15 protein-coding genes and 3 pseudogenes are annotated in these 18,553 nt (G+C 60.0%); 2 read left to right on the forward strand and 16 right to left on the reverse strand.

Features of this window, described 5'->3' with window-relative positions; translation table 11 throughout:
* Positions 1 to 605: 605 nt before the first annotated feature.
* The 10 genes and pseudogenes from X773_RS42180 to X773_RS42225 all read right to left on the reverse strand — a co-directional run bounded on the left by X773_RS42180 (position 606) and on the right by X773_RS42225 (position 9,927).
* Complete coding sequence (locus X773_RS42180) at positions 606 to 1,430, reverse strand: 3-methyl-2-oxobutanoate hydroxymethyltransferase (protein ID WP_023674302.1); 825 nt, start codon at positions 1,428 to 1,430, stop codon at positions 606 to 608.
* A gap of 145 nt (positions 1,431 to 1,575) precedes the next feature.
* Complete coding sequence (locus tag X773_RS42185; RefSeq protein ID WP_023674303.1) at positions 1,576 to 2,355, reverse strand: TIM barrel protein; 780 nt, start codon at positions 2,353 to 2,355, stop codon at positions 1,576 to 1,578.
* 6 nt (positions 2,356 to 2,361) lie between these two features.
* Positions 2,362 to 2,670, reverse strand: a complete 309-nt coding sequence (locus tag X773_RS42190) for a MocE family 2Fe-2S type ferredoxin (RefSeq protein WP_023674304.1) — start codon at positions 2,668 to 2,670, stop codon at positions 2,362 to 2,364.
* 11 nt (positions 2,671 to 2,681) lie between these two features.
* A pseudogene (locus X773_RS42195) lies at positions 2,682 to 3,640 on the reverse strand (sugar phosphate isomerase/epimerase).
* The gene (locus X773_RS42200) at positions 3,637 to 4,641 is read right to left on the reverse strand and encodes a Gfo/Idh/MocA family oxidoreductase (RefSeq protein ID WP_031211122.1); all 1,005 of its coding nucleotides are present in this window, start codon (positions 4,639 to 4,641) and stop codon (positions 3,637 to 3,639) included. The pseudogene X773_RS42195 and the gene X773_RS42200 overlap by 4 nt, the downstream one beginning before the upstream one ends.
* Before the next feature lie 102 nt (positions 4,642 to 4,743).
* A pseudogene (locus X773_RS42205) lies at positions 4,744 to 5,588 on the reverse strand (ATP-binding cassette domain-containing protein).
* 52 nt (positions 5,589 to 5,640) lie between these two features.
* Entirely contained in the window at positions 5,641 to 6,663 is a 1,023-nt protein-coding gene (locus X773_RS42210) for an ABC transporter permease (protein WP_023674309.1), read from the reverse strand.
* 9 nt (positions 6,664 to 6,672) lie between these two features.
* On the reverse strand, positions 6,673 to 7,608 hold the full coding sequence (locus X773_RS42215) for an ABC transporter permease (protein ID WP_023674310.1): 936 nt from the start codon (positions 7,606 to 7,608) through the stop codon (positions 6,673 to 6,675).
* Positions 7,609 to 7,815: 207 nt separating this feature from the next.
* Positions 7,816 to 8,760 (reverse strand): sugar ABC transporter substrate-binding protein, encoded by a 945-nt coding sequence (locus X773_RS42220; protein ID WP_023674311.1) that lies wholly within the window; start codon positions 8,758 to 8,760, stop codon positions 7,816 to 7,818.
* A gap of 123 nt (positions 8,761 to 8,883) precedes the next feature.
* Positions 8,884 to 9,927 (reverse strand): sterol desaturase family protein, encoded by a 1,044-nt coding sequence (locus X773_RS42225; RefSeq protein ID WP_023674312.1) that lies wholly within the window; start codon positions 9,925 to 9,927, stop codon positions 8,884 to 8,886.
* 195 nt (positions 9,928 to 10,122) lie between these two features.
* Between X773_RS42225 and X773_RS42230 the strand changes: the two genes are divergently transcribed.
* Both X773_RS42230 and X773_RS77220 read left to right on the forward strand, forming a co-directional pair.
* The gene (locus X773_RS42230) at positions 10,123 to 11,157 is read left to right on the forward strand and encodes a LacI family DNA-binding transcriptional regulator (RefSeq protein ID WP_023674313.1); all 1,035 of its coding nucleotides are present in this window, start codon (positions 10,123 to 10,125) and stop codon (positions 11,155 to 11,157) included.
* A gap of 649 nt (positions 11,158 to 11,806) precedes the next feature.
* A complete protein-coding gene (locus X773_RS77220) occupies positions 11,807 to 12,070 on the forward strand; it encodes a hypothetical protein (protein WP_023674314.1) in 264 nt (87 codons plus the stop codon).
* 1,148 nt (positions 12,071 to 13,218) lie between these two features.
* Here the strand turns inward: X773_RS77220 and X773_RS79265 are convergent.
* The 6 genes and pseudogenes from X773_RS79265 to X773_RS42265 all read right to left on the reverse strand — a co-directional run.
* A pseudogene (locus X773_RS79265) lies at positions 13,219 to 14,296 on the reverse strand (ABC transporter ATP-binding protein).
* The gene (locus tag X773_RS42245; RefSeq protein ID WP_023674318.1) at positions 14,297 to 15,085 is read right to left on the reverse strand and encodes an ABC transporter permease; all 789 of its coding nucleotides are present in this window, start codon (positions 15,083 to 15,085) and stop codon (positions 14,297 to 14,299) included. It lies immediately after the preceding pseudogene.
* Complete coding sequence (locus tag X773_RS42250) at positions 15,085 to 15,954, reverse strand: ABC transporter permease (protein WP_031211130.1); 870 nt, start codon at positions 15,952 to 15,954, stop codon at positions 15,085 to 15,087. The genes X773_RS42245 and X773_RS42250 overlap by 1 nt, the downstream gene beginning before the upstream one ends.
* A gap of 68 nt (positions 15,955 to 16,022) precedes the next feature.
* Positions 16,023 to 17,084 carry an ABC transporter substrate-binding protein gene (locus tag X773_RS42255; protein WP_031211132.1) on the reverse strand — a complete coding sequence of 354 codons (1,062 nt, stop codon included), beginning with the start codon at positions 17,082 to 17,084 and terminating at the stop codon, positions 16,023 to 16,025.
* Between the two features lie 39 nt (positions 17,085 to 17,123).
* The gene (locus X773_RS42260) at positions 17,124 to 18,110 is read right to left on the reverse strand and encodes a PfkB family carbohydrate kinase (RefSeq protein ID WP_023674321.1); all 987 of its coding nucleotides are present in this window, start codon (positions 18,108 to 18,110) and stop codon (positions 17,124 to 17,126) included.
* Positions 18,107 to 18,553, reverse strand: a 447-nt coding sequence (locus tag X773_RS42265) for an ADP-ribosylglycohydrolase family protein (protein WP_023674322.1), incomplete at its 5' end; no start/stop codon positions are given. The genes X773_RS42265 and X773_RS42260, both read right to left, overlap by 4 nt.

The following is an 18,553-nucleotide window of genomic DNA, read 5'->3' on the forward strand; positions in this document are numbered from 1 at the left end:
CGCTGGCACCCCCGAGGCACAAATCCCCATAGGCAATCGTCCGCGGCCCGCGGGTTCCTGCATGAGAGACTTTCGTACGCCTGAGGCCACCAGAAACGCTTCACCAAGTCAGTCATTGCTGCGGACTTCGCCATCGCCGAAAAGCGGACATTGCCGAGGACTACGCTGCAGGTCGAGGTTGCTCCATCTCCTGCTATTCACAGCTCTCGATGATCTAAGCTAACCGGACGCGGTCTGGCCGTCTCTCAATGACGGGCTGGAAAGCGTGTCAGCTTGTTTTGCTTGGTTCTTTCGATTTAGGATACAATTTCGGAAGCAATTCTGCATTTCCTTGAAGGACCTAAAGCCGAGGCGCGGTGCGAGGCGGGATAAGGTTGTCGGGGACACTCCGCATCGGCGCGCGATCGCGGCGGCATTCTCGAAAGCCACGTAGTCCGGCTGCGCAAACATCACCCGGGCGACAGTTTCCAACTTCGTGGGAAGTACGAGCTCCTTTTTCGCAATCAGCATTTTGAGTTCGGCGAGCGTTGGCACCGGACTGTCGCGAGATACGACTTGTCTACCGCCCGCTCGTGAGGAATCAGATAGCCCCACACGCATGGTTCTCACTGTTTGGCTGCTTGCATGAACATGTCGAACTCGGCATCCCCAATCGGAACAGTATGCTCGTCACCGGGATACCTACCGGAATCGACGTCTGCCTTGTATTCCCTGAAGGCGACAAGGCGCTCGTCCTGGATCTTCTGCAGTTCAGGGCCAAGGTGTCGGTAAACCTTTCCGTGTCGCGGCGTGTGGTTCTTGCCGTAACCACACACATCTTCCGTGAAGAGGTACTGCGCATCCGCATACTTGCCAGCGCCCATGCCAAGCATGACAAGCGATGAGTTTTCAGCCAAGAATTTCGCGACCCGATCGGGCACGACTTCCAGTTCCGCTCCGAAGACGCCGATCTCCGCAAGTTTCTGGGTGTGTCGCCAGAGGCGCATCGCTTCGTCCGCGGTCTTGCCGACTGCGCGCCAGCCCGTCCAGGTGATGTATGACGGGGTTAAGCCGATATGGCCAACGACAGGGATGTAGTTGTCGCAAAGTGCCTTCTGGATGTCGTAAGACGCCGCACAATAAAAGGCGTCACCACCAATGCCAGCGAAGTGGAAGGCTGCACGCAGATAATCCTCTGCTGTCGCCAGCGGGCGGCCAGCAAAGCTGCCCCAGCTGCCATATGGCAGGCCGACCTGTACGAAACAGTCGCCCGCTGCCTGCCGCATTTCCGAATCGAAAAATCGACCCTCGATGGAAAGCATATGAATGCCTGCTGCGGCAGCGGCAGCTGCCTCGTCGGGCGTGCTGACGAAGAGCATGGAGATTTTCTGTCCATTCTTCTTCATCTTTCGGATGTCCTCGACATGAGGACGGTTGTGATACATGCCCATAATCAGCCTCCGCTGCAGTTCAGGCGACCTTGAAAATGAGTCTGCGAGCGGTGTTCGGATCGGAAAGCATAGTCGGATAGCTTGCCGCGCTTGATCATAACGCCCAAACCCGCATCGCACCTATGATGACCGTTCCCGGCATAGCTCACACCGTAAAAGCCCGCCGAAAAGCGTCCAACGCCGCTTCCGGATCGTTTTGGGCAAACGCCTCCAAACCCACCGGCCCGCGGTATCCCATGTCGAATAGAGCTCTCGCGATGTACCGCCAGTTCATCTCGCCCGTTCCCGGCTCGCGACGACCCGGGTTGTCAGCCACCTGCACCTCGCCGATGAACGGCAGGCACTTCTCGCACCAGCGCACAATATCGCCCTCGCCGATTTGAGTGTGATAGAGGTCGAGATTGATACGCAATTGCGGTCTGTTGATCGACGACACCAATGCCAGCACTGCTGCCGTCGAGCCGAATGGGCAGCCGGGGTGGTCAAGCCGGTTCAGATTCTCGAGCGTGAAGGTTACATCTTCGGCCTCGGCCATGTCACAGATGCGGTTTAACGTGTCCCGCGCCTTGAGCCACATCGGGCCAGTCTCGACGTCAGTTTTTACAATAGGAATGCCGCCCTCGCCGAGACCGGTGCCATGCAGGTTCAACCGAGCAACTCCGAGGCGCTTTCCGACCTTCGCGGTCTCGAGCGCCGATTTTAAGAGAATGTCGGCCCCCTCATCATCGGCGAGCCTTCCGTCGAGATAGCCGTTCATGATTGTGAAAGTCGCGCCCGTCTTCTCGAGCTCCTCGAGGTCATGGTCCGGCCAATTCCACAATCCGATGCCGAAACCCATCTCATGCAAGCGCGCGACGCGCCAAGCAATTGGGCGATCAAGCCAAAGCATCTCGGCGCAGGCGGCCAGCTGGAAGGGTTGGCCCATGATGGCTCAAGCCTCGATCATGACGCGGCCATTCTCGACCTTCGTCTTGTAAGTCTTGAGGTTCTCGCAGGCCGGTGGCGTCTCTACTTCGCCGGTCGTGAAGTCGAAAACGGAAGCGTGCTTGGGGCATTCCACCGTATTGGCCATGACGAGGCCGTCAGCGAGGTGAATCTTCTCGTGCGTGCAAAGCCCGTCTGTGCAGTAGTATTCATTCGCGTCGTTGCGGAAAATCGCGAAGGTGCGGCCGCCATGATCGAAGCGTTTGGCTTCTTCGGCTTCTATTTCGTTGGCGGCACAGGCGTTGATCCAGGGCATGGTGTCTTCCTTCAGATGGCTTGCGGTTTGAAGTCGGCAGGGGCGGACGGCATGACGCCTTGGAGTAGCGCAACGGACTTTTCGAGCCCGTCGAGCGAGTTCAAAAGGACATCCTCATGCTCGATCGAGAGCCAACCATCGTAGCCAGCCATCTTCAGGCGATAGCAGAATTGCCGCCACCACTCCTCGCCGTGGCCGAAGCCCAGCGTGATGTAGCTCCAGGATCGCGCCGGAATATTCATCAGGCTGCCGTTTTCCAATAGAGAGGTCGTCGCCTGCACCGGGCCGTTCAGCATCGTATCCTTGGCATGAACGTGGTAGACCGCCTCGCCCAACGACTGAGCCGCCGCCAGGGGATCAGCGCCCATCCAAAAGAGGTGCGAGGGATCTAGGTTGGCGCCTACGACCGGGCCGACCGCCTGCCGCAATTTCAAGAGCGAGGGCACGTTGTAGACGCACTGGTTGCCGTGGAGTTCCAGCGCAATGCGCTCCACGCCATTCTCCTGAGCCAGCGCCACGATGTCGGTCCAGAACGGGATTATCTTCTCTTCCCATTGATATTTCAGGATGGTCTGCGTTTCCGGGGGCCACGACGAGACGACCCAGTTAGGCATGGCGTCGGCAGCTTTGCCGCCAGGAAGGCCACTCATGGTGCACACGGTCCGGATGCCCATTTCCCCGGCCACGCGAATCGTATCTTTCAACCCCTGACCCTGGGCTGGGTCGGTTGGATGCAGCGGATTGCCGTTTGCATTGAGGCTGATGATTTCCAACCCGCGCTCCTCAAACGCATTGATGAAGCGCTTCTGGCCTTGCTTATCGCCCAGTAGGGACGAGAGCGGGAAATGCGGTGCGGTGGACCAGCCGCAGGTGTTCACCTCGACGCCATCGACGCCCATGCGCTTGCATGGTCCAGCATCGTCTCGAAGGGAAGGTCGCCTAGACTGTCGGAAACGAAACCCAATTTCATGCATAAAACTCCGGCTTTTCGATCATTTGCACGGACACGTTGCGCCCTTCGTTCAGCGCCTTCACGCCCGCCTCGGCAACGGTGGCAGCGCAGTAGCCGTCCCAGCAATCGGCGGCGGTGCCGGGGAACTCGCCGGTAGTTACGAAACGAAGGAAGTCGCGATTCTGCCTGCGGTAGGCGTCGGCGTAGCGGGTCCGCCAGTCTGCATCGTAGCCCGTGCTCTGGGCGAGCGCCGAATCTAAGCGGGTGTAGGAGACATTGTTCATCGCCACAGCACCCTGCTCGCCAATAAGCTCGGCGCGCACGTCGTAGCCATATGCGGCATTGTTGTTGATCTCGATGTTGACGAGTTGGCCGTCAACTGTCTGGAGCACCATGAAGACTGGCGCGACAAGTGCATCGGAGCGCTTCGGCTGGAAGGCCGAGATTGAAGCGTATTCAGTGTCGAGTACGTAGCGCACCACGTCGAATTCGTGCGGGGCGGAATTGGTGATGGCCATGGCGCCGGTGAAATCGGCCGCTGGCGTTTCAACGTTGCGGTGGAAATTGTGCATCATCAGCGGCCGTCCAAGCCGGCCACCTGATAGAGCACGTTTCATTTCCTGGTAGGAGCGGTCGTAGCGGCGCATGAAGCCGATCTGGACGAACTTCGCACCCGCCTTCTGTTCAGCCTCCATCACTGCGACACATTGGGCGGACGATGGAGAAAGAGGCTTTTCGCACAGCACGCGTTTGCCGGCCGCGATACAAGCCTGCGACAACGGCGCATGCGTGAAATCGGGGCTCGCGATGATCACCGCATCCACGTCGTGCCGTGCGATGACGCCTTCGGGGTTGGTGGAGATGTCGGAGGCGCCAAGGGCATTGGCGACCGCTCGGGCACGCGCCTCGTCCCTGTCGCACACCAGCTGGAGCGTGGCGCCGGGGAGGTCCTCGGCGACTATTTTAGCATGGTCTGCGCCCATTAGGCCGGCGCCAATCACGGCAATGCGGGTTGTCATGTATTCTTCTGCCTTTTTTCTGAGTTAACGGCCGCCGACCCTGGCAATCCTAAGGCGTCGGTTGATGTGGAGGCGGCGGATGCCGCGCTTGCTGAGGGAAGCCTATCGACTCGTTCGCTCCTCAACTACTTCCAGAGGCGGCGGATGGCCTTCGTGCTCATCCATATAATTTTCGATCTCGGCTTCGAGGTCGGCCATGGTCTCGCCGCCGGCCATCAGGTCGGTGATCTCCTCTCGTGTCTTTTCGTGCTTGCGGAAATCCGCGGCGATGGCACCGCGGATGAGCACGGCGAAATGGTCGCCCACAGCCATCGCGTGCATCACCTGGTGGGTAATGAAGATGACCGCGAGTCCGCGGCGCTTGGCTTCGTTGACGTGCGAAGCACGTGTGCCGCCTGCTTGACGCCGAGCGCCGCGGTTGGCTCATCGAGGATGAGGACGCGGGCCCCGAAATGAACGGCGCGTGCAATAGCCAGGGACTGACGTTCGCCGCCCGACAGGCCGCCGACCAGCCGGTCGCCATCGTCGATGCGCGTGATGCCGAAATCTTGCACCGCTTTGACCGCGATTTCGTTGGCGCGCTTACGGTCGTAGAACTTGAACGGGCCCCAGCCCTTCGTTGGCTCCAATCCCACGAAGAAAGACCGGCCTATGCTCATTAGCGGGAAAGTGCCCCCGAATTGGTGCACCGTGGCAATGCCGCGCTCTTGCGCATCACTTGGCCCGTTGAAGCTAATCGGCTGGCCGTCCATCAAGATTTGGCCGCTGGTGGGCATGAAGACGCCCGCTAGCGTCTTGATCAGGGTGGATTTGCCGGCACCGTTATCGCCCAACAGGCACAACACCTCACCTTGGCGCACTTCCAATGAAATGTCGTGCAGCACGTCGATCGCGCCGAAGGACTTGTTGATGTTCTTCAGTTCGAGAATGGCAGGTTTGTCGCTCATGACGCGTTCAGCCCTTTTTCGCGGGATTGGCCTTCAATTTCATAAACTTCTCTCAGTGCTTGGCGGCACCTCCGGCGGGCTTCGCGCCCCTCCGGGGTCTGTACGACAGGGCTAACTCGCGGAAGGACTGGTTCATCAGCACAGCCACCAGGAGCATCACACCGATGATCAAGTTCGACCAGTTGCGGTCAATCTGGGTAAAATAGATTCCCTGACTCACAATGGCGAACGTGACTGTACCGACGAAGATGCCGATCACCGAGCCGAAGCCGCCGGTGAGAAGCACGCCGCCCACCACCACAGACACGATCGCATTGAAGATGAAGCTCATTCCGCCGGAGACTTGGGCCGAATTGAACTGGATGGCTTGGCACATACCGACGAATGTGGCGCTGACGGCGGACAGCACGAACAGCGCGATGGTCATGCGGCCCGTCGGAATGCCTGCATTGCGGGCGCTTATGCGGTCGCCGCCCATGGCGAATAGCCAGTTGCCGTATCGAGTCTGATGCACGACGAAGCCGACGATCACAGCGATAATTATCCACCAGACTATGATGACCTGGTGGCTGCCGCCGATCAGTTGGCCGAACAGAAATTTGGCCCAGCCTGGCGCGGTGACCGCCACGCTGGCATTGCCGGTCAACAACACCGAGGCGCTGAGCACCACGCCCTGCATGGCGACCAGCGTGCCGAGCGTAATGATAAGCGAGGGCACGGAAGTGCGGACGGTCAGCAGGCCGTTGACGAGGCCGACCATCACGCCAACCGCGAGCGCGCCCACGATGCCGACCATCATGGGCATGCCGTAATAGCCGGTGAGGATGGCGGTGGTCATTGAGCCCGCTGGGATCAACGCACCGATGGAGATATCGAGTTCACCCGAGATCATCAGGAGGCCGAGAGGAATGGCGACAATGCCGAGATTGGCGGCGAAGTTGACCCAGCTGGCCGCACCGACGAGGGTCCGAAGGTCGACACCGCCAAAAATGACGAAGAACAGTACGACACCGACCAGGCTGAGGATCGAGCCCGCATCGGGGCGGCGCAGAAAAGCCTTGATTGCATCAGTCATGGCTGTCCCTCACGCCTTCTTCGCCGAATAGCTGAGAGCCAGCTGCCGGAAGGTGTCGTTGGTGAGCACCGCGATCAGCAAAAGTGCGCCGATGATGATGCTTCCCATGTTAGGATCGATACCGGTGAAGTAGATTCCCTGGTTGACGACTGAGAAGGTGATCGTGCCGAACACGATGCCGACGATTGAGCCGAAGCCGCCGGTAAGCAGCACGCCCCCTATAACCACGCACATAATGGAATTGAAGATGAAGGACCCGCCTGCCAGAACCTGCGCGCTTTGGTAGACCATCACCTGGCTGACCCCGACGAAAGCGGCGCTAAAGCCGCTGAACATGAACAGGCCGATTGTAAGCCGGTTGGTAGGAATACCGACGTTGCGCGCGCTTACCTTGTCACCGCCGAGTGCATAGATCCAGTTGCCAACCGGCGAGACGTGCAGCATCCAGAATGCGCTGACGATGAAGGCCAGCCACCAGAGAATTGTGACTTGGAACATGCCGCCGAGATACTGGCCAAGGATCGCCTTGGTGAGAGCGTCCGGCACCAACGATACACCGGTGCTGCCGGCGATCATGACGGTGAGGCCAAGCGTGAGGCCCATCGTGCCGAACATGGTCCCTATGGTAATGATGAGGGACGGGATGATGGTTCGCGTCACAAACAAGCCATTGATGAATCCGACGGCGAGGCCCATCCCGAGCGCAGCCAAGATGCCGAGCCAATCTGGTAGGCCATAGTGGCCGGAGATGATGGCGGCGGTCAGAGAGGCGGCGGGAATGATAGCGCCAACCGATATGTCCAGTTCGCCGGCAATCATCAGCAATCCTATCGGAAGGGCGATAATGCCGATCTCAGCCGCGACGTTGAGCCAGCTGGCCGTACCGGCTGCTGACAGAAAGCCACTGCCACCGAAAAGTCCGAAGAAGAGGAAGACTGCGGCCATGCCGAGGAACGAGCCCGCCTCGGGCCGGCGCGCCAGACGGCCGAGCGCCAGTGCATGACGAGCGGGCTCTGACGTTGGGGCTGCGGGAGATATCACTGGATGCGCCGTCATAATGGATCCGCTAGCAAGCGGGCGGCCGAACGCGGTCGCCACATTACAGGGATGGAAGGGCCGCTCGCTTCTTCGCGAGCGGCCATGGTTGAGGACTTAGCGCGTCCCAGCCTTCACGCCCGCAATGGTGGCCTCGACAGTGCTCTTGTCGATTATGCCGGGGCCGGTGAGAATTTCGCGGGTCGGCACGGTCAGGCCGTAGTTCACCTTGCCATTCAGAATCGCGACGGCGAGGTAGCCCTGCAGGTATCCCTGCTGGTCGATGGCGCAGGCCTGTTTTCCCTCCTTCACGTTATTCAGGATGGTCTCGTCGAAGTTTATGCCGCAGAGCTGAACCTTGCCGTCTTTCCCGGACTGCGTGATGCCGTTCATGGCGGAGTTGGCGTCAACGTTGCCGATGGTGAACACGGCGTTCACGTCCTGATGTTGCAGCAGATAGGCCTTTACCGCCTGGGCCACAGCTGTAGCCGAGCCGAAGGACGTGGCGGGCAAGGGCAGGACGTCGGCTTCGCCGCCGCCATTCTTCATCCCTTCTTTGAAGCCACCACAGTAAGCCTCGATATTGGCCGCACCCGGGAGGGTGTTAATGCAGACGCCTTTCTTGCTGCCGGCCTTGGCGAGATACTCGCCGCCGGCGACGCCGCCTTTGTAGTCGTCAGAGCCAACATAGTTCATGGCGCCGAGGCGATCGGCCGCTTTCAACCCGCCGGCATTGTAAATCACTAGGGGAATGCCAGCATCCACGACTGCCTTGAACGCAGGGTCCATCGCTTCCGGCACCCAGTCTGGACCGACAATGGCGTCGGCCTTCTGGTCGATTGCCTGGCGGATCAGTTCGGCGGCGTCCACGCCCAGATTGTCGTAGTTCTGGGGCCCGAGCCAGGTGACCTTGCCACCCTGGGCTTCGACCACCTTGCCCGCGTCTTCGGCGCCGCGTTTGACGATTGACCAGAACGGGTCGTCCGGCTTGCCGCCGATGACGAAGATGTTGGCGGCAAGCGTCGCGCCAGTGCTAAATGCTGTCAGCACCGTTGCCGACACGAGTGTCTTGAATAACGTCACAGTCGTCCTCCCAGGTTTCACCCGCCTCGCGGGTGTTGAAATTAAGTTCTACTGTCCCGCCCGCCCGCTCCTCTCAGGCACATGCGGGACGGTGTCGTTCCGTCACTCTGCCGGCATGTCAGAGGCCGCGCCGCGGGCTTCCTGCTTGGCGCGCCGCCTTTCCTTCTTTTTGAGGAAGCGCGTCTTCATCGCGTCGTCGGCTTCCTTGCTACCGTCGTGCCAAGTACCGAACAGCTTATCGAGGGGCACGAGGCCATCACCGCCGTAGTTCACCTCGAAGTACTTATGGTGCAGGTAATGCACGTAGGAATGGCTATCGAGATTCATCTTGTCGGTGAGTTCGAATGTCTCGAAGCCAAGATGGCCGTTGACTGCGCCGAAACCGGCGCCGTGCAGCGTGAAATAGGCACAGACCGGGTTGGATGGGATCAATAAGTGCAGCCAAGCCTCGGCATGGTACAGGAAACCCTCGACCGGATGCATGGACAGAGACGACCACGGGCTCGGGTTGATCGAGTTGTGGTGGACCGAATGCACCCATTTATAAAGGGGTGGCCAATGGATCGCGCGATGCAGCAGAAAGAAATAAACCTCGTGCACAAACGGTCCGATCAACACCAGGAAGGACAAGTAGAGCCAATTGGTTGTCCAGGGCAGCCAGGCCGCCCAGCTGTTGGCATAGACCCACAGCATCATGATCTCGACCACGGTCCACAGCGGGATGGTCACAAAGAAAGACCGCAGGAAATTGTCTAGGTTCTGGCGCTGGAACCAGAAAACGTCGGACGGCACATCAGACGGAAATTTCGCATTGTATTTGAAGCGCGTCCCCTGCCGGCGATGAACGTAGTAGCGCAGCTCGAAGAAACCATAAAACAGGAAAATGCCGGCGGCGTTCAGACCGTATAGCCAGAAATAGTTGAGTAGCGACAAGCTTGCGAGGCTCTGCCAGCTCGGGATGAGCAGGTTGACCCAAAGGATCGCTGTGGCGATGTGGAAAGCGTTCCATGGCCAAAAAAAATCGGGAATCCAGGCAACCACCTTTTTTGCATTGAACGGACAATGCCACAACGGCGCCGGCTCTGCACGGCGGTGCGGTGCCCAATTGCCGCGTTTGTCGCGTGTTCCATACTGAAGGTCATCCATCGTAACAGCACCTCCTTGCCCGGATCAGTCGTGTGCTTGCGGGTCCAGTCGCCCCGGGGCTCATCATCAAATTGAGCCCTAGCTCGGCACGTTTTATATCGGAGGGTTGATATTTGTAGAAGTCGAAAATAATATCAAAATGACATTTGTATCATTTAGCTTCAATCATGATGATACAAAAGAGGGTTAACATTCATGAAACGGCCGACAATTCGCGATCTCGCTACCGCGGCAGGCGTATCTACAGCGACTGTAAACAGAATTCTGAGTGGGACCGTTTCCGTACGCCCGAAAACCGTTCAACGCGTCCAAAGCGCGGCGGAAGAAATAGGGTTTTACGCTATCGGAGCGATTGATAACCGGGCCCGTCAGCTATCGCCCCAGTACCGATTAGGTTTCCTGCTCCAGCAGTCCACCCGCGACCTCTACCAGCTGTTCGGGAAGAAAATCGTCGGCGCCTGTCGCGATCGTCGGGACGAGGTGATTGAACCTGTCGTCGACTTTGTGGATCTGCTGACGCCAGAGACTATCTCGAGCCGCCTCATCGCACTCGGCGACGCATGCGATGCCGTCGCGGTGGTCGCCGCAGATCACCCGATCATTGGTCAGGCCATCCGTTCATTGAAGGAGATGGGGAAACCAGTCGTTTCTTACATTACGGACCAATCAGCGCCGGAACGGGCGGCGTATGTGGGCACCGACAACTGGAAACTGGGGCGCACTGCAGCCTTCCTGATTACCCAAACGACCCATGGTCCTGGTCGCATTGCGGTTTTCATAGGGAATCATCGGTATCAATGCCAAGACGTCGCAGACGCTAGCTTTCGCTCCTACTTGCGCGAGCACGCTCCAAGGCTCACGGTGGAGGAAAGTCGCCCCACCCACGAGGAATCGAGCGAGGCTTACCGAATGGTGGCCGAGTTGCTGAAGGCGACTGACGATCTTGTGGGAATTCTGATCGTCGGCGGCGGAATAACCGGTGTACTTCGCGCACTGAGGGAGGTTCCTTCCGAAAGGCGGTCGGGGATCAAGTTGGTTTGCCGTGACATTGGCCCCGAGACCCGAAAGGGATTATCTGAAGGGTTGATCACCGCAGCCCTTTGTCATCCGCTGGAGGCGATCTCTGCACTTCTTGTGCAGACAATGATTGATGTCATGGGACCACAAGCACCGTTCGCTACGCTTCAGCGGTCCATACCTTTCGAAATAGTCACGCCGGAGAATATTTGAGACAAATATCTCGGCGGATGAATCAGGAGATCCCTCGGGATAGCTCAACCGGTGCAAGCTTCAGACTGCCAATTCGCGCTTCCAGCAGTGAACGCGCAAATGCGCATCCCGACCCCGACCGTATCGATCCGTCAAGCGGTCGACCGCAATGCTTCGCCGCCGAGGTCGCGGTAAAGAATGATGGGCCCAGCAACTGTCAGATCGCCAACGTTGGCAAAGCATCGTCAGCTAGCGGTCAGCGTCAGCCATCAACTTTGTGATCTGAACGGCACCAAAGGCTCCTTTTCGACGAGCCGCCGTCGTACGACATACCTTGCCTAGACACAGGTTGTGAAAACGCGTGATAAGGTCGGCCCGCGCTAGACTCAAAGATGGCCCGGGGCACCAGAAGATGGCACACCGCATGTGCAACGCAATGCTTGGCTTCGCGGCGCTTGCTTTAGCCGCGTGCCAATCGGCTCCTGAAACGCCGTAACCCGCCACTCTCGAACCTGCGTTAGAACCTGATAGTATTCCTTCACAACCTGCCTTGGATCCTGGCGCTGTTCCTTCCGGCTCAGCGATCTTAGATCAATCCGTGGCGGTCACTCCCCCTGGCAAGGGCGTTCCAACAAAGTATGCTGCTTTTTCGGGTCTATGGGCCGGACAATTGGACGGGATCTATGACGCCAAACTTGCCGTTCAGACGATTTCTTCCAATGGAAAGGTGACGGTCACCTATGCGTGGGGAAATCTGGGCGACAACTATCCGGGAGAGGCCGCCGGCGCTGGAAGAATTGTAGGGAGCACGTTGAAGCTTGAGCGCTTACCGAATGGCGCGGACGTCAGTTTTGTCATGCGGCCCGACGGGGCCCTGGCCGGAACCGTTACGCTTGCCGGCCAGACCTACACGGGCGCGTTCCTCAAGCAATAATCAAAGACGCATCTGAAGGGCTATGCAGAGGGCCAGGCGACTGTTCCATATTGCAGTTGCCTGTTGTTACCGGAGTGGAGGGCCGTTCAAGGCCCAAACTGGTCGTCTACGACACTGGCGGACATCTTCTGGTTGGACAGCAGCAGGATGTTCGCATCGCAGTTCGCAGGTTCCTAGCTGGCGCCGGCCTCATCTCGTCATCCGACAGACCAAGACGGTGATACAACATCCGCTTGGGGCAGTACCGCTTCACAGCTCGTTCGTTGCTGTCGCCGATCGAAGGAACAATCGCACGGGGAGGGGCAGCGCATCATGCCGGCGCTCGCCTTCGTAGCCGGTTGTGAGCTAAAAGATTGATATGATCCGGGACTAACCGTTTCATAGCCTAGGCGCGGCTCCGATTTGTCTTTCGGGACCGCGCTGGAGACAGTTCCGGTTGAACGGCAATCCAAATCTGTTCCCCTCTTTTTCTTGACCGTGCCTGACAAGTCGGGGCAGGCTGACGTGACTTCTGTTCTGACCACCATCTTCTTCTCGTGCGCAACGGTGGCGGTGGATCCGGCAATCACAATTGCCGCACAAATAATCGTCAATCTCATTGAATTTCCCCCTTAGAGCGCACCGCAAAAAATGTCGTCGGCTGTCTTGAGACAGTGGCGGAGACGGTACTCGCGCTTGGCCGGTCGATGCGGCTTCCGGCTTGATAAGATTGTAATTACATTAGCTACAGCGCAAGTAATCATTTCGGACTAGGAACGGGCTCACGCGCCTACCACCTTGAAAGCCCTTCGATGGAAAGCGGCTGAGCTGCGGCGAAAAGGGGGGCGTTTCAGCCTTTTCCGTCATGCTCCGCTAAGGGCCGACGGTGCCAAGACCTATAACGCCATAGAGGGCTCGGAAGGCCCATCGGCTTCGCCGTCGATCTGCCGCGCTGAGGTCGAGCCGTGCATGAATGCGCCGAAGATGCTGCGCCCCATGCCGGCAATGCCGTGGCCGAGGAACCAGAGCCGGTAAAGAAGGAAGGCATGCCCATCGTCACCACGACGCGAGAGGTGCGGCCGCGAAGCAGCGTCTTGGTAAATCCGCCACCCTTGCCCGGATAGGCCACCGCGGCAACGCCGACGACAAAATCGACGGTGATTGTCAATCTAACCCGCCGCGATCAAGACCGTGCTTTCTGGCGACCAGCTCAGCACGACGTCCTGACCTTCCGCCAGCCTGCCAGCGCCGGTGTTCTGCACAATCACCTTGAGTGTCTGGCCGGCACGCTCGACAAAGTAAGTGCTGCTATTTCCGGCGAAGATGCGTTTGGACACTTGCCCTCGCAGCACATTCGCATTGGCCGCATCCGGAGCCTCGGCATCAATGAAGATGCGGAGGCGTTCGGGCCGCACGGCGCAGCTTGCCTTGGCACCAGCGGCAAGCTTGGCACCCGCGCCAGCGGCAATCGCTGTGCCGTCCGGCAGTCGGATGCCGTTGCCCGTGCTGTCGCCGCGAAGGATGTTGGCGTCGCCCAGGAAAGTGGCGGCAAACTCGCTCTTCGGCCGATCGTAGATCTCCTCGGGCGAGCCTTCCTGCACCAGCTTGCCATCGCGCAGAATGCCGATGCGGTCGCTCATCGTCAGCGCTTCTTCCTGGTCGTGGGTGACGAAGATGGTGGTGATGCCGATCTCGCGCTGGATGCGCTTGAGCTCGATCTGCATGTCGACGCGCAGCGCCTTGTCCAGCGCGCCGAGTGGCTCGTCAAGCAACAGCACGCGCGGCCGGATGACGATCGCGCGAGCGAGCGCAACCCGTTGGCGCTGGCCGCCGGACAGCTGGTGCGGCCGGCGGCCGCCGANGGCCGCCGAGCCTGCCGAGTTGCACGAGGTCGAGTGCGCGCTGTACCTCGCTGGCAATCACTGCCTTGGGCTCGCCGCGTACCGACAGGCCGAAGGCGACATTGCCGGCAACACTCATGTTGGGAAACAGGGCGTAGTTCTGGAACACCATGCCGATGCGCCGTTTTTCGACCGGCACCCGCTCGACGCTCTCACCACCTATGGTGATGCGGCCGGAATCGGGAAAGTCGAAGCCCGCGATTTGTCGCAGCAGCGTGGTCTTGCCGCTGCCTGACGGCCCGAGCAGGGCATAGAAGCCGCCATCGGCGAAATCGATGGAGACATCGTCCAGCGCCTTATGGGCACCGAAAGCGCGCGACACGTTCGCTACTTGGACGCCAGCCATTTATTTCTCTCCGCCGAATTTGAAGAAGCGCGCCGTCAGCAGCATCAGTGCCATCGACACGACAATGATGATCGTCGAGACCGCATTGATCTCGGGTGTGAATCCCTTGCGGATCGCGGCGTAGATTTCGACCGGCAGCGTCGTCTGGCCGGGCGTCGACAGGAAGTAGGATACGACGAACTGGTCGAAGGACACGGCGAAGGCGAACAGCCCGCCGGCAATGACGCCCGGCATGATCCAGGGCAGCGTGACGCGGTTCGTCACCTGCCATTGATTGGCGCCGAGCGAGCGCGCCGCCTCTTCCAACTCGGGCGCGAAGGTCTGCAGTCGGGCCGACACGACGACAATGACGTAGGGCAGCGCAAGCGCGACGTGCCCGAGCAGGATGGCGAACAGGCCGCGCCCAATGCCGACGCCGAAGAAGAAGATCAACATCGCCGTGCCGGTTATCAGCCACGGAATGGCGATTGGCGGAAACAGCAGCGCCTGCAGGAATTTCTTGCCGCGAAACTCATAGCGGTAGAGCGCAAGTGACGCGGCCGAGCCAAGCACGACGCAGATGATGGTGCTGATGACTGCGATTTCGACGCTGTTCCAGGTGGCTGAGATAAGCTGGGCGTTCTGCCACAGCGAGACATACCATTCCGTCGTCCACTCGAACGGCAGCTGGTAGAAGGGCGAAACGTTGAAAGACATCAGGGCCATGATGACGATGGGCACATAGAGGAAGGCGAGCAATAGCCAGATGTAGAGGCGGCCGAGCCATTCGAGAACACGTGTCGTCGCCATCACGTAGCCCTCCGCAGCACCGGCGAGGCAACCGCCAGGATGACCAGCACGACGGCCAACAGGATAAAGGAGAGCGCAGCACCCAGCGGCCAGTTGAACACTGCGACGAACTGGTCCTCGATGACAGTGCCGTAAAAGGTGCCGGTACGGCCGCCGAGGATGCGCGGTTCCATGAACGAACCAACAACCGGGACGAAGATGAGCGCTGCGCCCGCCACCAGCCCCGGCAACGACAGCGGAATGATGACCCGATTCAGCACCTGCAGCCGCGAGGCACCGAGCGAGCGCCCGGCCTCTATCAGCGAGTCATCGATGGCCTGCAGGGTCAAGTAGCAGGTCAGCACCATGTAAGGCACGTAGGAGTGCACCAGCCCGATGATGACCGCCGGATAAGAATACATCAGGTCGATGTTGATCTTGAACGGCAGCACGGCGTTGAGCGCGGTGTCGAGAATGCCTCCTTCACGCAGCACCATCGCCCAGGAGAAGATGCGCACAAGCCCATTCGACCAGAACGGCAGGATGACGAGAAGGAAAATCGCCTCTCGGCTGCGGCCTTTCAGCACCTTGGCCAGCACATAAGCGGCGGGATAACCGATGACGATGCACCACAGCGTCACCTCGAGGCCGAGGCGCAGCGAGGCCAAAAGCAATGTCAGATAAAGGCTTTGTGAAAAGAAGGCGGCATAGTTTTCGAGCGTGAACGCCCACGGCTTTCCCGACAGCGGCAGGTCGGTCATGAAGGAGAAGAAGACCATGGCTGAGAGCGGCAGGAAGATCGCAACCGTCAGCCAGAGATAGGCAGGCGCCAGCAGTGGCAAGGCCGATCTCAATCCGCTGCGCGACGCGGCCGCAACCTGTGCTGCCATGACATCCACCTCCCAGGATGGGGAAGCATCAGCCGACATGGATGGTCGGCTGATCCCGGCTTCTGCTGTTACTTCACGTCGACCTTGAGCTGCTGCCAGAGCGACAGATAGGTTTCGCGCTGGGCGTCTGTGATCGGCGCCTGGAACTGAATGCGCTTGGCGACTGCCGGGTCACCCATCACCTTGCGGTTGAACGCATCCCCGGGAAGTGCTTCTACAGCCTTGGTGTTGGCGGATACCGGGGCTCCGACCTTGGTGACCCATTCGACATAGAACTTCGGGTCGATCATGTAGTTGATGAAGGCCTCGGCGCCGGCGACATTCTTGGAACCGACCGGAATGGAGAAGGCGTCGAGCCAGGCGACAGCGCCCTCCTGCGGGATCACGAGCGCGACCGGCAGCTTGAAATGGGTCTTGGCGCGGTCGGCCGAGCCGCTCCAATAGGTGCCGATGTCGATCTGGTTAGAGGCAGCCATCTGGTTCCAGTCGTTCTCCGAGCTCCAGAACGTCTTGATCTGCGGCATCAGCGAGGTGAGCTTCGCCTTGACCGCCTCGATATCCTTGATGTCGTTGATGTTCTGGCCGGTGGCAATGGCGCCGAACTGAACCGCCTCGACGGCATCATCACGGATGGTGACGCGGCCTTTGTGAGCGGGATCCCACATTTCGGCGATGCTCGTCGGCGGCTTATCGAAGGATTTTTCATTGATGGCGAGCGCCGTCAGCCCCCAGACCCACGGCACGCCATAGACCTTGCCGTCATGGACGAGCATCGGCGATCCGGCCTTGTCCTTGCTGATGTCGGGAAAGTTCGGCAGCTTGGACGTGTCGATCGGCTGGATCAGCTTTTCCGCCATCGCCTGGTCGTTGAAGGCGGCGTTGATCATGACGACATCGTAAAGGCCGGGATTGGTCCTGAGCTTGGTCAGCATCTCCTGTTCGGAATTGAAAAAATCGTTGACGACCTTGTTGCCGGTCGCCTTCTCGAAGGCTTCGATGGCCCACGGCTCGTCGGCGCCGTAGCCCTTCCAGTTGAGTACGTGCACCTCGTCGGCCTTGGCGGCAAATGCGAGTGCGGAGGTGAAGACGGCGGTCGCCGTCAGCAGGGCAGTCAAGTCGGGCATGCGCATGTTCGTTCCTCTCTGTGTTTGCCCGCTTCCCGGGCTTTGTCAGGCTGTCGGGCGTTTGGCCTCTTGCTTCCGGCCATGGAGGCCGATCGGCGGACCGCCGGCATGGCTTAGGAATGTCTGGATCTCGTGGTCGGTCGGCGCTGATGAACCACCGTGGCGGGTGACGGAAATGGCCGCCGCCGCATTGGCGTAGCGCGCTGCTTCAAAAGGCGGCACGCCGCGCGCCAGCGCACTCACGAAAGCGCCGATATGGGTGTCGCCGGCGCCATTGGTGTCGATGGCGTCGACCTTGAAGCCGGCACTCGTTTGCGCCGAGCCATCGGCCAGCCGTATGTGGCAGCCTTTCGCTCCGGCGCGAATAACGACGCCGACGGCCTTCGGGGAGTGGTCGCTAAGAAGCCGTGACGCGAGTGTCTCGACGCCGCCCGGACCGGCAATCGCGGCCGCTTCCGTCGTGTTGCAGCTCAACCAGTTGGTGCGGGCGAGTATCCGCGACAGGATAGGGCGGGGAATGTCGACGACGACAGGTGTCGGGTCGAGGACAAGCGGTGTGTCGGCCGGAAGTGCCTCGATCCAGTCGACAAGCGCGTCTCGGCTTCCCGGATAGCTAAGCGTATAGCCGGAGGTGAACACCCAATCCCCCGGTGCGACCGAGACGGGCGCCATCATGTCAAGGCTGAGCAAGCTCTCCGCACCAGGCCACGAGACGAAGGTGCGCTCGGCATCGCTGCTGATCATGGCGACGCAATTGCCGCTGTCCATGACGGGCGATGGCGGCGTCAGTGTCTCGATCCCCTCACTGGCTAAGGCCGTGCGCAGGAAGTCGCCATTGGGTCCGCTGCCGAGCTGGCCGCCGAACACCACCTTCATGCCGGTGCGGCTGGCCGCGGCCATCATGTTGAAGCCGCCGCCGGCGACTTGCGTGTAGCTCGACGCCGTCTTCTCCGTACCCGGCGCCGGCAAGGCGTCGATGCGATAGACATAGTCGACCACCGTGCTGCCGACATGGACGAGACGCCCACTCATGCCGCCGCATCCTTGCCGGGACCGGTCCTGTCCGCACGGCGCTTGGATATACGGGCCGCAACAAGGTCGGCGGTGAGCGCGCCAACCGCCGCTATGTCGATGCCCTTGAGGTCAGCAATGCGGTTCTGAGGCAATCGGGAAAAGCCGGTGCAGGCGCCGGCCATGCCGGTCGCGATGGCGCCGATCGTATCGGTGTCGCCACCGAGATTGGCACTAATCACCGCCGCTTGCCAGGGATCACCGCCGGCGATTTCCAGCACCGCGAATGCAGCCGGAATGGACTCCTGACTGGCGACGCCGGTGCCGACCAGATCGGTGATCAGCCGGATCGCGTCCTTCGTCGCCTTGCCGCGCACAAGCTCCTGCGCCCACCCAATGCGCGCGGCAATGTCACCGCCGGTCACCCAATGGCCGAGCGTTGCTCCGCCCCTCGCCGCGGCGAT

Source organism: Mesorhizobium sp. LSJC280B00 (genome assembly GCF_000502835.1).
Classification (GTDB): domain Bacteria; phylum Pseudomonadota; class Alphaproteobacteria; order Rhizobiales; family Rhizobiaceae; genus Mesorhizobium.